Raw genomic sequence first — 13014 nt, 5'->3', positions numbered from 1 at the left:
GCGCCCCCTCAAGGGGCGTGGGGGATAAGGGAGGACACATGACCACGCCCAAGAAGAGCGCGCGCAAAGTCATCATCACCTGCGCGGTCACCGGTTCCATCCACACGCCCAGCATGTCGCCGCACCTGCCGGTGACGCCGGACCAGATCGCGGCGGAGGCCATCGCCGCGGTGGAGGCCGGGGCGGCCATCGTCCACCTGCACGCCCGCGACCCGGAGACCGGCCGCCCCACCCAGGACCCGGATCTGTTCCAGCGCTTCCTGCCGCGCATCAAGCAGGCGACGAAGGCCGTGGTGAACATCACCACGGGCGGCAGCGCCGCCATGACGGTGGAGGACCGGCTGCGCCCCGCCGCGCAGTTCCAGCCGGAGGTCGCGTCGCTGAACATGGGCTCGATGAATTTCGGCCTGTTCCCCATGCTGAACCGCTTCAGCGAGTTCCAGCACGACTGGGAGCGCACCTATCTGGAGAACAGCCGGGACCTCGTCTTCAAGAACACCTTCACGGACATCGAGCACATCCTGAAGACCTGCTCCGGCAACGGGACGCGCTTCGAGTTCGAGTGCTACGACATCTCACACCTCTACACGCTGGCCCATTTCCTGGACCGCAAGCTGGTGACGCCCCCGCTGTTCGTGCAGTCGGTGTTCGGCATCCTGGGCGGCATCGGTGCGCATCCGGAAGACGTGATGCACATGAAGCGCACCGCCGACCGGCTTTTCGGCGACCAGTATGTGTGGTCGGTGCTGGGCGCCGGGCGCAACCAGATGCCCATCGCCACGCAGTCGCTGGCGCTGGGAGGCAACGTGCGCGTCGGGCTGGAGGACAATCTGTGGGCCGGTCCGGGCCGCCTCGCCACCTCCAACGCCGAGCAGGTCGCCATGGTCCGCACCCTGATCGAGGGGCTGGCCCTTGAGGTCGCCACTCCGGACGAGGCCCGCGCCATGCTGTCGCTGAAGGGTGGCGACGCGGTGACGTTCTGACCGGGAATAACCCTCTCCCCGGAGGGGAGAGGGGATTTCAAGATACGACCACCCCACACCCGGAATCCCATGCCATGATAAGCCGCGCTCGGGCGCTGGATCTGTCGCTGGTTGGCCTCATCAGCGTCTGCTGGGGCCTGAACTGGCCTGCCGTCAAGATCATCCTCACCCAGATCCAGCCCTGGACGCTGCGCAGCCTGGGCTTCGCCGTGGGGGCGGCGGTGCTGTTCGCCTACGCGCGGTCGCGCGGGGAATCGCTGGCCGTGCCGCGCGGGCAGCGCTGGCCGCTGGTTGCCGTCGCCCTGCTCAGCATGGCGGGGTTCAACATCTGCTCCGCCTTCGGGCAGATGAACATGGCGACCTCCGGGGCGGCGATCATCGCCTACACCATGCCGGCCTGGGCGATGCTGCTGGCCATCCCCATCCTGGGCGAACGCCCCGGCCCGCGCCAGTGGATGGGGCTGGCCTGCGGACTGGCCGGGCTGGCCGTGCTGCTCGGCCCCGACCTGCTGCGGCTGGGCGCGCTGCCGCTCGGCCCGGCCTTCATGCTGACCGGCGCGCTGTGCTGGGCGCTGGGCAACGTCCTGATCAAGCGGACGGCCTGGACCATGGGGCCGAACGCCATCACTGGCTGGCAGTTCGCCATCTCCCTGCCGGTGGTGCTGCCCTTCGCCCTGGTGCTCGACCCCGCCCCGACGCTGGCGCTGGAACCCCGCGTGCTGGTCGCTCTGGTTTTCCACCTGCTGGTGGCGATGGTCGGCGGCTATCTGCTGTGGTTCGCCATCGTGCGGCGGCTGAGCGTCGCGCAGGCCTCGGTCAGCTCGCTGATCGTGCCGGTGATCGGCGTGACCGGCGCCATCGTCGTGCTGGGCGAGACGCCGCCGCTGCGCACCTACGCCGCACTGGCGCTGATCCTCTGCGCCGTCCTGCTGGTCGTGATGGTGCGCGACAAGCGGTCCGCTCCCACCCCGGCGCCGGTCACGGCGGAGCCGCGGGGGGCAGGTTCTCCCTGAAGATGACCTCGATGCGCGGCGGCTCCACGCCGTGCATCGCCTCCCGACCGGCGCGCAGGTTGGCGAAGACGGCGGCGCAGCTCATCAGGGCGCTGCGCGGGTCCTGGGTGATCACCGCCTCCATCGTGCCGTCGATCAGAAGCGAGCGCGTCTCCGGCGTGAAGCCGTGGCCGATGAAGACGACCTCGCGCTCCCGCCGCGCCTCCTTCAGCGCGCGGGCGACACCCTCCGCCCCGCCGCCGATGGTGTAGATGCCGGCGAGGTCGGGATGGTGGCTGAGCAGGGTCCGCGTCTGCCGGTAGCTCTTGGCCTCGTCGTCGTGGGCCTCGCGCAGCCCCACCACCTCGATGGCGGGGGCCATCTCCTTCAGGACGTTCAGGAATCCCAACTCGCGGTCCTCGTGCGCGCGGTAGCTGAGGCTGCCGGCGATCATCGCGACCTTCCCCGCCCGCCCGCCGAGGAAGCGCGCGAACAGATAGCCCGCCGTCCGCCCCGCCGCCCGGTTGTCGAGCCCGACATAGGCGGCCCGCCGGCAATTCTGCACGTCGGAGATCAGCGTCACGGTCGGCACGTTGCGGGCCGCCAGCTCGTTCACCGCCTCGCGCACCGCCGGATGCTCCAGCGCCATGAAGGCGACCCCGTCGACCTTGCGCCAGTGCTGAAGCAGGCTGCGCGCCAGCAGGTCAGGATTGAAGCTCTTGATGAACTCCACCTGCGCGCGGATGCCCAGGGGGGCCAGCGCCGACTCCGACTGGCGGATCAGTTGGCCGAGCCGCGTCAGGTAGCGGTTCGTCCCGTCCGGCAGCAGGAAGGCCAGCCGCACCGGCTTCGGCCCCAGCGCCGCGCCGATGTCCGATTCCGGGATGTAATCCAGCTCCGCGGCGGCCTTCATCACGCGCTGCACGGTCGCCGGGCGCACGCCGGGGCGGTGGTTCAGGACGCGGTCCACGGTGGCGGTGGACACGCCGGACAGCCGCGCGATGTCGGCGATCCGCGGCAGTCCACGGGCGTTCTCGAAGGGTGCGGCGACGGCGTCCGCATCATCCTGCATCACGGCTCAAATCCCTCCGATCCCATCAAATCACATCATCATTCGCGTTTGACACCAGCCATTCGCGCACATACCGTCCAACCAACAATCACCGTCAAACATCAAACTACATCAACGTTTCCTGGGAGGAAAGCATGAACCCGCTCTCGCGCCGCAATGTGCTCAAGGCGTTGGCCGCCACTCCGGCGGCCGGAATGGTTGCCGGGTTGGCCGCGGGGGCCGGCACCGCCACCCTGATCGGCGCGCCGCGCATCGCCCGCGCCGCCGAGTTCGACTTCAAGTACGGCAACAACCTGCCGCTGACCCATCCGCTGAACGTCCGCTCGCACGAGGCGGCGGAACGCATCCGCCGCGAGACGAACGGCCGCGTCGACATCCAGATCTTCCCGAACAACCAGCTTGGCGGCGACACCGACATGCTGTCGCAGGTGCGCAGCGGCGGCATCACCTTCTTCACACCCTCGGCGCTGGTCATCGCCACGCTGGTCCCGGTCGCCGCCATCAACGCCGTCGGCTTCGCCTTCGCCGACTACGGGCAGGTCTGGTCCGCCATGGACGGCAAGCTGGGCGAGCATGTGCGCGGCGCCATCTCCAAGGTCGGCCTGCACGCCTTCGAGAAGATGTGGGACAACGGCTTCCGCCAGATGACCAGCGGGGCCAAGCCGATCCAGACCGCCGCCGACATGGACGGGCTGAAGATCCGCGTGCCGGTCAGCCCGCTCAGCATCGCCATGTTCAAGTCGCTGTCCGCCGCCCCCGCCAGCCTCCAGTTCTCGGAGGTCTATTCCTCGCTGCAGACGCGCATCGTCGACGCGCAGGAGAACCCGCTGCCGATCATCCAGGTCGCCAAGCTGTACGAGGTACAGAAGTACTGCGCCCTGTCCAACCACATCTGGGACGGCTTCTGGTTCATCGCCAACGGGCGCGCGTGGCGCGGCCTGCCCGCCGACCTGCAGAAGATCGTCTCCACCGCGATCAACGACGCCGGCGTCCAGCAGCGCGAGGACATCAAGGCGCTGAACCAGTCGGTGCAGGCCGACCTCCAGTCCAAGGGCCTGACCTTCAACCAGCCCGCCCCCGACAGCTTCCGCGCCAAGCTCCGCGACAGCGGCTTCTACGGCGAATGGAAGGGCCGCTTCGGCGACGAGGCCTGGGCGCTGCTGGAAAGCGCCGTCGGCAAGCTCGCCTGACGCCGGCCTGAAGAAAAGCTGTGGACAACACGGGAAGGGAGGGTGCGGCTTTGTCTCACCACGCGACGGCGCTCGACGAGGGCGGCGCCATGCCAGGGGCCGCGACCGGCGGTTCCTGGACCGATCGGCTGGACCGCGGCCTCGCCGCGACGGTGGAGGGTGCCGCCGCCCTCATCGTTCTGGCCGAGATCGCCATCCTGCTGGCCGGGGTGACGGCGCGCTACGTCTTCCACGCGCCGCTGGTGTGGTCGGACGAGCTGGCCTCCATCCTCTTCCTGTGGCTGTCCATGCTGGGCGCCGTGGTGGCGCTGCGCCGCGGGGAGCACATGCGGATGACCGGTCTGGTCAGCCGCGTCGGCCCGACGGCCCGCGCCCTGCTGGAGACGCTGGCGATCACGGCCCCCATCGCCTTCCTGGCGATGATCCTGCACCCCGCCCTGGATTACGCCATGGAGGAGCAGTTCATCGTCACCCCGGCGCTGGAGATCAGCAATGCCTGGCGCGCGGCGGCCCTGCCGACCGGGCTGGGGCTGATGGCCGTGGTCGCGCTGATCCGCCTGATGCGGATGCGCAACCTCCGGCTGACCCTAGCGGCGGTCGCCCTGACCGCGGCGGTGACCGTGGCCTTCTGGCTGGCCGGGCCGGTGCTGAAGCCGTTGGGGCAGGCCAACCTCGTCATCTTCTTCGTCGGCGTGGTCGCCGCCTGCGTGTTCGGCGGCGTTCCCATCGCCTTCTCCTTCGCGTTGGCCACCTTCGGCTATCTGGCGCTGACCACCTCGACCCCGCTGCTCGTCATGGTCGGGCGGCTGGACGAGGGCATGTCGCACCTGATCCTGCTGGCGGTGCCGCTGTTCGTCTTCCTCGGCCTGCTGATCGAGATGACCGGCATGGCCCGCGCCATGATCCAGTTCCTCGCCAGCCTGCTCGGCCATGTGCGCGGCGGCCTGTCCTACGTGCTGATCGGGGCGATGTATCTGGTGTCGGGCATTTCCGGTTCGAAGATCGCCGACATGGCGGCCATCGCGCCGGTTCTGTTCCCGGAAATGAAGAAGCGCGGCGCCCCTCCGGGCGACCTCGTGGCCCTGCTGTCGGCCACCGGCGCGCAGACCGAGACCATCCCGCCCTCCATCGTCCTCATCACCATCGGTTCGGTCACCGGCGTGTCGATCGCGGCGTTGTTCGCGGGCGGCCTGCTGCCGGCGGTGGTGCTGGGCGCGGCGCTGTGCGCCGTCGTCTGGTGGCGCTACCGCCATGAGGACCTGAGCCACATCCGCCGCCCGCCGGCGTCGGAGATCGCCCGTCTGGCCGTGGCCGCCCTGCCGGCCATCCTGCTGCCCTTCGTCATCCGCGCCGCGGTGGTGGAAGGGGTGGCGACGGCGACCGAGGTGTCGACCATCGGCATCGCCTACTCCACCCTCATGGGGCTGCTGGTCTACCGCCAGTTCGACTGGGCGCGGCTGAAGCCGATGCTGATCGAGACGGCGTCGCTGACCGGGGCGATCATCTTCATCGTCGGCTGCGCCACCGCCATGGCCTGGGGCCTCACCCAGTCCGGCTTCTCCCGCGCGCTGGCCCTGTGGATGGCTGACATCCCCGGCGGCGGCTACGGCTTCCTCGCCATCTCCATCGTCGCCTTCATCATCCTGGGCAGCGTGCTGGAGGGCATCCCCGCCATCGTGCTGTTCGGCCCGCTGCTGTTCCCCATCGCCCGCGACGCCGGGGTGCACGAGGTGCATTACGCGATGGTCGTGATCTTCGCCATGGGCATCGGCCTGTTCGCCCCGCCCTTCGGCGTCGGCTACTACGGCGCCTGCGCCATCAGCAAGGTCAGCCCGGACGAAGGTCTGAAGCACATCTGGGGCTACGTCGCCGCCCTTCTCGTGGGCCTGATCGTGGTCGCCGCCATTCCGTGGATTTCAACCGGCTTCCTTCCGTACTGAAGCCCCGCCGGTCCCCCCATAACGATAAAATCAGGAGTTCCTTCATGAGCCGATTCTTCGGCCAGATCCGGCAGGCTGGCTACGTCGTCGACGACATCGAGGCCGCCATGGATTACTGGAGCCGCACCCTGGGCATCGGCCCGTGGTTCTACAACGAGCGGGTTCCGATCAAGAACTACACCTACCGCGGGGAGCGGTACGAGGTTCACAACTCGGTGGCGCTCGCCAACTCCGGCCCGCTCCAGATGGAGCTGATCCAGACCCGCAACGACGCGCCGTCGATGTACCGCGACTTCCTGAAGGCCGGGCGCACCGGGCTCCAGCACGTCGCCTACTGGACCGAGGATTACGACGCCGACCTGGAGCGGCTGACCGCCCAGGGCTTCAAGCCGGTGATGAGCGGCGAGGTCGGCGAGAAGGGCCGCTTCGTCTATTTCGACACCGAGTACCATCCCGGCACGGTGATCGAGCTGTCGGAGGTCGCCGGGCCGAAGGGCAAGATGTTCGACCTGATCCGCAACGCCTCCCTCGACTGGGACGGCCGCGATCCGGTCCGGCCCTTCCCCGACCTCAGCCGTCTGTGAGCAGCGCCATGCGGTCCGACAGCTTCGAGGCGACCTATCTGATCGAGACCCCGCTGGACCCCGCCAAGGTGGCGGAGGTCATGGCGGGGGAGCAGTCCTGCGGCACCTTCACCCGCGTCCACGGCGAGACGGACGACCTGCGCGCCCGCGCCCGCGCCGTGGTGGAGCGGGTGGAGGAGCTGGAGCCCGCCGCCGCCCCCAGCCTGCCGAACAGCTGGCTGGAGCGGCAGAAGCGGCCCGGACCGTGGCGGCGCGCCCGCGTCACCATCAGCTTCCCCACCGGCAACGTTGGCGCCAACCTGCCGACGCTGGCCGCGACGGTGGCCGGCAACCTGTTCGATCTGGGCGAGGTCACCGGCCTGCGGCTCGACTCCGTCCGCCTGCCCGCCGCGTACCGCGAACAGTTCGACGCGCCGCGGCACGGCGTGGCCGGCACGCGGCGGCTGACCGGAGTGGAGCGCGGGGCGCTGGTCGGCTCCATCATCAAGCCGAACCTCGGCCTGTCGGCGGAGGAGACCGGCGAGCTGGTCGGCACGCTCTGCGCCGCCGGGCTCGACTTCATCAAGGACGACGAGATCTGCGCCGATCCCGTCCACGCCCCGCTGGCCCAGCGCGTGCCGGCGGTGATGGACCGGGTGCGCCGCCACCAGGACCGTACCGGCAAGCACGTGATGGTCGCCTTCAACATCAGCGACGAGACGGACGCCATGCGCCGTCACGCCGATCTGGTGGAGCGCGAGGGCGGCAGCTGCGTGATGGTCAGCCTGAACTGGTGCGGCTTCTCCGCCGTGCAGACGCTGCGCCGGCACAGCGGGCTGGTCCTGCACGGGCACCGCAACGGCTTCGGCGCCCTGTCGCGCCACCCCAGCCTGGGCATCGGCTTCGACGCCTACCAGACGCTGTGGCGGCTGGCCGGGGTGGACCACATGCACGTCCACGGCCTCCAGGGCAAGTTCGCCCAGCCCGACGCGGAGGTCATCGACGGCGCCAAGTCCTGCCTCGCCCCGTTGGCCGAAGGCTGCGACGACGCGGTGATGCCGGCCTTCTCCTCCGGCCAGTGGGCGGGGACGGTGCCGGTGACCTGGGACGCGGTGGGGACGAACGACCTGCTGTTCATGTCCGGCGGCGGCATCATGGCCCACCCGGACGGCCCCGCCGCCGGCGTGACGAGCATCCGCCAGGCCTGGGAGGCGGTGCGCGAGGGCGTCACCCTGCCCGACGCCGCTGCGGCGCAGCCGGAGCTGAAGCGCGCCCTGGAGTTCTTCGGAGCATCCAAGTGATAGGACATCCGCCGCCCCGGCTTGGCTGGTACGGGGATGACTTCACCGGGGCCACGGACACTCTGGCCACCCTGGCGAAGGCGGGCCAGCGGGCGCTGCTGCTGCTGGAGATTCCCGACGCGGAGCGGCTGGCCGGGCTCGGCCCGCTGGACGCGCTGGGGATCGCCGGGGCGTCGCGGACCATGAACCCGGAGGCCTTGCGGGCGGAGCTGGTGCCGGTGGGGCGCTTCTTCGCCGGGCTCGGCGTGCCGGTGATGCATTACAAATGCTGCTCGACCTTCGACAGCGCACCGCAGGTCGGCAGCATCGGGGCGGCGGTGGCGGCCCTGCGGCCCTTCGTCCCCAACCGCTTCCTGCCGGTGGTCGGCGGCCAGCCGAACATCGGACGCTATTGCCTGTTCAGCACGCTGTTCGCCGCGGCGGGCACCGGCGGGACGGTCCACCGCATCGACCGACACCCGACGATGAAGGCCCATCCGGTGACTCCGATGACCGAGGCCGACCTGCGCCTCCACCTCGCCGCGCAGGGGCTGGAGGGGATGGGCGCCCTGCACTACCCTGATTACGGGCTGGACGCCGGGGCGCTGGACGAGAAACTGGACCGGATGGTCGCGGGCGGGGCTTCCGCCGTCCTCCTGGACATCGCGCAGCCGGCGGATCTGGCACCCGTTGGGCGGCTGATCTGGGAGCGGGCGCGGCGTTCGCCCCTGCTGGCGGTCGGGCCGAGCGGCGTGGTCCAGGCGCTGGCCAGCCAATGGGATCGCAACGACACCGTCCGCGACGCCCCCCTGGCCCCGGCGGAAGGGCCGGTCTTCGTGCTGGCCGGCAGCCTGTCGCCGGTCACGCGCAAGCAGATCGCCGCCGCCGCTTCCTTCCACCGGATGCCGGCGGACGCGGGCGCCCTGTGCCGCGACGACGCCTACCGCGAGCGGCTGCGGAGCAAGATCGCCGGCCTCCTGGGCCAGGGCCGGAACGTGCTGGTGTGGACCGCCCCGGCGGAGGGCGAGACGCCTGACACCGCCCAGTCCGCCGCTATCGCCGACGCGACCGCGGACTTCTTCGCCTCGGTCGCCCGCGCGGTGCCGCTGCGCCGCATGGGCATCGCCGGGGGCGACACCTCCAGCAAGGCGGTGAAGGCGCTGGGCCTGTGGGGCCTGTCCTACCGGACGGCGCTCAGCCCCGGCGTGACGGTCAGCCTGACCCACAGCGCGCACCCATCCACCGATGGCGTCGAGCTGATGCTCAAGGGCGGGCAGATGGGATCGGAGGATCTGTTCGAACGGCTGGTGCGCGGGGGGTAATGTCCGCCTCCTCGCTCACGAAGCGTCCGCAATGGCCCCTAGGTAGTCTTACGTACGCAAAGCCCCTTAGGTACAAGACCGAACTGCACAGGGTACCCCGCAGCGCATAACTTCGGCTCATCGAGCGGTTGCCCCACGGGGACGGGCCGCTTCCACGAACGCCGAGGGGCCCGACATGCACGCTCACACCGCCATCGCCGCCCAGCCGACGCGCGTTCCGCACGGCCATCAGGCCGCCGTGATGGCGATGCCGCGTGTCGCCCCGTCCCGTCCCGCCGCCGGCTTCGCCGCCATTGACGCCGACCCCCTGGCCGCCATCGCCCAGTTCCGGGTGTTCGACCGCGAGCAGTCCATCTTCGCCGAGGGCGAGGCCGCCGACGCCGTCTTCCGGGTGGTCGACGGCATGATCCGCCTCTACAAGCTGCTGCCGGACGGGCGGCGCCAGATCATCGGCTTCCTCCAGGCCGGCGACATGGTCGGTCTGGCCTTCGCCGACCGCTACCTCTACTCCGCCGAGGCGATCACCGCCTCCACCGTCCAGCGCATCCCGCGCTGCCAGCTCGACGCCCTGCTGGACTCCCAGCCGGCCCTGGCCCGCCGGCTGCTGTCGGTCACCACCTCCGAGCTGGTGGCGGCGCAGGACCAGATGCTGCTGCTGGGCCGCAAGTCGGCGCTTGAGAAGCTGGCCAGCTTCCTGCTGGCGCTGAGCCGCCGGGCCGGTGCGGGCCGGGCCATCGCCCTGCCGATGAGCCGCTGCGACATCGCCGACCATCTGGGCCTGACCACCGAGACGGTGTCGCGCGGCTTCACCAAGCTGAAGACCTCGCGCCTGATCCGCATCCTGGACGGCGGCCGGGTCGAACTGCTCGACGCCGAGGCCCTGGCCGATCTGGCCGACTGCGCCTGATCCCGATCTCTCGATCGACCGGCCGGCGAATGCCGGCGATGGGCGGACACGAGCTGATTCGCCGGACTCGGACCATCTGCGGGTCCTGCACAAACCTCTCAGCTTCTCGGCCCCTCAGCTTCCAGGCCGCGATCGGCGCCGTCCTCGCCATGCTCGACCACGCCCGGCCCTCGGAGTAGAGCCCGGATTTACTCGTCGTCCTTGGGGGCGGCGTTGCGGGGCGGCGGCTCGATCACCGGGCCGACCTTCACGCTGCGGGCGGTCAACGGCACGATGTCGCCGATCGGCATGTAGGAGCCATCGGCCAGTTGCTGCGCCGGCTCCCACCGGCCTTCGACCTTGACCCAGCGGTAGATGTTGTTGTTGCTCATGACATCACCACGAAATTTGGAAAGACGAAAGGGGCGGCGTTGCCGCCGCCCCTTCATCCAATACAAGGACAGTCCTTGCGGAAGGCTTACTCGGCCTTGCCGTTGACGGCGTCCTTGAGGGCCTTGCCGGCGGAGAACTTCGGCGCCTTGGAGGCGGCGATCTTGATCTCCGCACCGGTCTGCGGGTTGCGGCCCGTGCGCTCGCCCCGCTCGGCGATCTCGAACTGGCCGAAGCCCGGCAGCTTGACCGTCTCCCCCTTGACCAGCGCGTCCTGCAGGCTCTCCAGAACCGCGTCCAGCGCCTTGCCGGCGTCGGCCTTGGTGCCGCCCAGCTTGCCGGCGATCGCGTCGATGAGATCGGCCTTCGTCATTCCCTACTCCCCTTGTTCATGGCGGAACCCCAGCATCCTCCAGGGCTCCAGGCGCTTCTGACCTACTCCGCCCCGCGTCCGCGCGCAAGCCAATCCCGTGGCGAATTTTTCCCCGGAGCGGATTAAGCCACGGCATGATCCGTATGCCGAGTGTGAGAAACCAATCCGGGACGGTGATGAAAGACGAGTTGGGACAGCATCTGGACGTTCTGAGGCGCTACTCCCTGGTCCTGATGCGCGACCCCGACCAGGCGGAGGACCTTGTCCAGGAGGCGCTCGTCAAGGCCATCGAGGGAGCGTCGTCCTTCACGGACGGGCGTGACCTGCGCAAATGGCTGCTCGCCATCGTCCACAACACCTTCGTGGACCGCTGGCGGCGCCAGCAGGCCGAACGCCAGGCGACCGGCGAACTCAGCTCGATGGCGGAGGAAGGCTCCCCGCCCGCGCAGTTGAGCCACGTCCATCTGGGCCAGACCATCGCGGCCCTGATGACCCTGCCGGTCGAACAGCGGGAGGCCCTGGTGCTCGTGGCGCTCGACGGCATGTCCTACCGGGACGCCGCCGAATGCCTGGGCATCCCCGTCGGCACCCTGATGTCCCGCCTGGGCCGCGCGCGCGACGCGCTGCGGGCCAAGACGGGCGGTGGGCGCCAGCCGGCGTCGGACCAATCCGACCGCAACCCATCAGACCGGGTTCAGCGCCCCCCGTTGCGCGTGGTGAAATGACGATGAACGAACCGATCAGCGACATCGACCTGAACGCCTATGTGGACGGCGAACTCGACGCGCAGCGTCGCATCGAGGTGGAAGCCTATCTGGAGGCCAATCCGGAGGAGGCCGCCCGCGTCATGCACGACATGCGGGTGCGCGACGAGATCGGGCTGTTCATGGCCGGCCCGGCCGTGGAGAAGGCGGCGGCCGAGATGGTCACGCCCGAACCGGTCAGAGCCCCGGCCCCCACCCCGGCGCAGCCGGCGGTCGGCGCCGGCGCGCCCCTGCCGCGGCGCAAGCAGTGGGGCGCCCTGTGGCGCCGCCCGGTGGCGGAACTGATGAACCGGGCGCGGGCACGGGCCGCCAAGGGCTCGGGGCGTGGGCGGCGGGCGGTGGCGGCGCTGTGCCTCGTCGGGCTCGGCTGGACGGCGCACAGCGCGGTGTCGTCCATCTCGGTCAACCCCGTCGCCACGGCCCACGCGGCCACCCATTACATCACCATCGCGGCCCAGACCCACCAGCAGGCGCTGCACAGCGGGATCGACTTCAAACCCTTCGCCGATGCCGCCAATTCCCTGGTGAACCGGCTTGCCTCCGCCAATCCGGAGGTCGCGGTGCCGATCCCGCAACTCGACATTGGGCAGGCGCCGGACGGGCTGCGCACGGTGGCCTGGGACGGTGGGGTCGCCGTGCAGGCAGCCTACCGCCACGGCGGGTCCGAGCTGATCACGCTGTTCGCCAGCGAGGTCGACCGCTTCGCCGTCACCGAACCCCAGGCGGAGCGGATCGGCAACGTCTCGGTCGCCTACTGGCAGGTCGGGACGACGGTCTACGCGCTGTGCGGCGAGCAGCCGGAAAAGGAAATCCTGGCCCACGCCCGCGACGCCCGCATGGCGTGGTTCTGAATCAAGCGCCAAACGACAAGCATCCGAACGATAAGCATCCGAAGGACATGGTGAGACAATGAGCGGACCCTTCTACGGCAACCAATTCGGCACCGCCGCGCCGGCCTACGGCGCCGCGTTCGACGAGGGCCTGCGCAAGCACATGCTGCGGGTCTACAACTTCATGATGCTCGGCCTGGCCGTGACGGGCCTGGTGGCGCTGCTCGTGGCGAGCACGCCGGCGCTGTACGTGCCGATCTTCACGACCCCGCTGAAGTGGGTGGTGATGCTGGCGCCGCTGGCCTTCATCATGGTCCTGTCCTTCCGCTTCCACGCGATGTCGGCATCGGCGCTGCAGGGACTGTTCTGGGCCTTCTGCGCGGTGATGGGCGTCTCGATGGCGTCGATCTTCCTGGTCTTCACCGGGGC

General features: G+C 69.8%; 14 protein-coding genes. 11 read left to right on the top strand and 3 right to left on the bottom strand.

Annotated features, from left to right (window positions below; all coding sequences use genetic code 11):
* The first annotated feature begins 38 nt into the window (after positions 1-38).
* Complete coding sequence (gene kce, locus JJL56_RS11370) at positions 39-983, top strand: 3,5-dioxohexanoate:acetyl-CoA acetone transferase (RefSeq protein WP_200485181.1); 945 nt, start codon at positions 39-41, stop codon at positions 981-983.
* A gap of 74 nt (positions 984-1057) precedes the next feature.
* On the top strand, positions 1058-1996 hold the full coding sequence (locus tag JJL56_RS11365) for a DMT family transporter (protein WP_200485180.1): 939 nt from the start codon (positions 1058-1060) through the stop codon (positions 1994-1996).
* Here the strand turns inward: JJL56_RS11365 and JJL56_RS11360 are convergent.
* Positions 1962-3047: a LacI family DNA-binding transcriptional regulator gene (locus tag JJL56_RS11360; protein WP_200485275.1), complete on the bottom strand. Its 1086-nt coding sequence runs from the start codon at positions 3045-3047 to the stop codon at positions 1962-1964. The genes JJL56_RS11365 and JJL56_RS11360 overlap by 35 nt on opposite strands.
* A gap of 134 nt (positions 3048-3181) precedes the next feature.
* Between JJL56_RS11360 and JJL56_RS11355 the strand changes: the two genes are divergently transcribed.
* The 6 genes from JJL56_RS11355 (at position 3182) to JJL56_RS11330 (ending at position 10249) form a co-directional block, all read left to right on the top strand.
* On the top strand, positions 3182-4237 hold the full coding sequence (locus tag JJL56_RS11355) for a TRAP transporter substrate-binding protein (RefSeq protein ID WP_200485179.1): 1056 nt from the start codon (positions 3182-3184) through the stop codon (positions 4235-4237).
* 50 nt (positions 4238-4287) lie between these two features.
* Positions 4288-6177, top strand: coding sequence for a TRAP transporter large permease (locus JJL56_RS11350; RefSeq protein ID WP_247891030.1), 1890 nt, complete (start codon positions 4288-4290; stop codon positions 6175-6177).
* A gap of 44 nt (positions 6178-6221) precedes the next feature.
* Positions 6222-6761, top strand: a complete 540-nt coding sequence (locus tag JJL56_RS11345; RefSeq protein ID WP_137117247.1) for a VOC family protein — start codon at positions 6222-6224, stop codon at positions 6759-6761.
* 8 nt (positions 6762-6769) lie between these two features.
* Positions 6770-8041 carry a ribulose-bisphosphate carboxylase large subunit family protein gene (locus JJL56_RS11340; RefSeq protein WP_200485178.1) on the top strand — a complete coding sequence of 424 codons (1272 nt, stop codon included), beginning with the start codon at positions 6770-6772 and terminating at the stop codon, positions 8039-8041.
* On the top strand, positions 8038-9342 hold the full coding sequence (locus tag JJL56_RS11335; protein WP_145624607.1) for a four-carbon acid sugar kinase family protein: 1305 nt from the start codon (positions 8038-8040) through the stop codon (positions 9340-9342). The genes JJL56_RS11340 and JJL56_RS11335 overlap by 4 nt, the downstream gene beginning before the upstream one ends.
* A gap of 175 nt (positions 9343-9517) precedes the next feature.
* Positions 9518-10249, top strand: a complete 732-nt coding sequence (locus JJL56_RS11330) for a helix-turn-helix domain-containing protein (RefSeq protein WP_200485177.1) — start codon at positions 9518-9520, stop codon at positions 10247-10249.
* Between the two features lie 188 nt (positions 10250-10437).
* Here the strand turns inward: JJL56_RS11330 and JJL56_RS11325 are convergent, their stop codons facing one another.
* Positions 10438-10620 carry a hypothetical protein gene (locus JJL56_RS11325; protein ID WP_145624611.1) on the bottom strand — a complete coding sequence of 61 codons (183 nt, stop codon included), beginning with the start codon at positions 10618-10620 and terminating at the stop codon, positions 10438-10440.
* 86 nt (positions 10621-10706) lie between these two features.
* A complete protein-coding gene (locus tag JJL56_RS11320) occupies positions 10707-10991 on the bottom strand; it encodes an HU family DNA-binding protein (RefSeq protein ID WP_014241890.1) in 285 nt (94 codons plus the stop codon).
* A 176-nt stretch (positions 10992-11167) separates the two neighbouring features.
* Here JJL56_RS11320 and JJL56_RS11315 point away from each other — a divergent pair, with 176 nt between their 5' ends.
* From JJL56_RS11315 to JJL56_RS33055, 3 genes are all read left to right on the top strand, one after another.
* The gene (locus JJL56_RS11315) at positions 11168-11716 is read left to right on the top strand and encodes a sigma-70 family RNA polymerase sigma factor (protein WP_200485176.1); all 549 of its coding nucleotides are present in this window, start codon (positions 11168-11170) and stop codon (positions 11714-11716) included.
* Positions 11717-11718: 2 nt separating this feature from the next.
* Positions 11719-12606 (top strand): anti-sigma factor family protein, encoded by an 888-nt coding sequence (locus JJL56_RS11310; protein WP_145624613.1) that lies wholly within the window; start codon positions 11719-11721, stop codon positions 12604-12606.
* Positions 12607-12664: 58 nt separating this feature from the next.
* On the top strand, positions 12665-13014 hold a 350-nt coding region (locus JJL56_RS33055; protein ID WP_247891029.1), incomplete at its 3' end, for a Bax inhibitor-1/YccA family protein.

It is taken from the genome of Azospirillum aestuarii (assembly GCF_016632405.1).
Classification (GTDB): domain Bacteria; phylum Pseudomonadota; class Alphaproteobacteria; order Azospirillales; family Azospirillaceae; genus Azospirillum; species Azospirillum aestuarii.
This window is presented reverse-complemented; position numbering and strand designations above follow the sequence as displayed.

Coding starts and splice junctions, on each gene's coding strand:
- JJL56_RS11365 (WP_200485180.1), top strand. CDS start 1,058: ATGATAAGCCGCGCTCGGGCGCTGGATCTGTCGCTGGTTGGCCTCATC.
- JJL56_RS11345 (WP_137117247.1), top strand. CDS start 6,222: ATGAGCCGATTCTTCGGCCAGATCCGGCAGGCTGGCTACGTCGTCGAC.
- JJL56_RS11355 (WP_200485179.1), top strand. CDS start 3,182: ATGAACCCGCTCTCGCGCCGCAATGTGCTCAAGGCGTTGGCCGCCACT.
- JJL56_RS11315 (WP_200485176.1), top strand. CDS start 11,168: ATGAAAGACGAGTTGGGACAGCATCTGGACGTTCTGAGGCGCTACTCC.
- JJL56_RS11310 (WP_145624613.1), top strand. CDS start 11,719: ATGAACGAACCGATCAGCGACATCGACCTGAACGCCTATGTGGACGGC.
- JJL56_RS11325 (WP_145624611.1), bottom strand. CDS start 10,620: ATGAGCAACAACAACATCTACCGCTGGGTCAAGGTCGAAGGCCGGTGG.
- kce (WP_200485181.1), top strand. CDS start 39: ATGACCACGCCCAAGAAGAGCGCGCGCAAAGTCATCATCACCTGCGCG.
- JJL56_RS11340 (WP_200485178.1), top strand. CDS start 6,770: ATGCGGTCCGACAGCTTCGAGGCGACCTATCTGATCGAGACCCCGCTG.
- JJL56_RS11320 (WP_014241890.1), bottom strand. CDS start 10,991: ATGACGAAGGCCGATCTCATCGACGCGATCGCCGGCAAGCTGGGCGGC.
- JJL56_RS11360 (WP_200485275.1), bottom strand. CDS start 3,047: ATGCAGGATGATGCGGACGCCGTCGCCGCACCCTTCGAGAACGCCCGT.
- JJL56_RS11330 (WP_200485177.1), top strand. CDS start 9,518: ATGCACGCTCACACCGCCATCGCCGCCCAGCCGACGCGCGTTCCGCAC.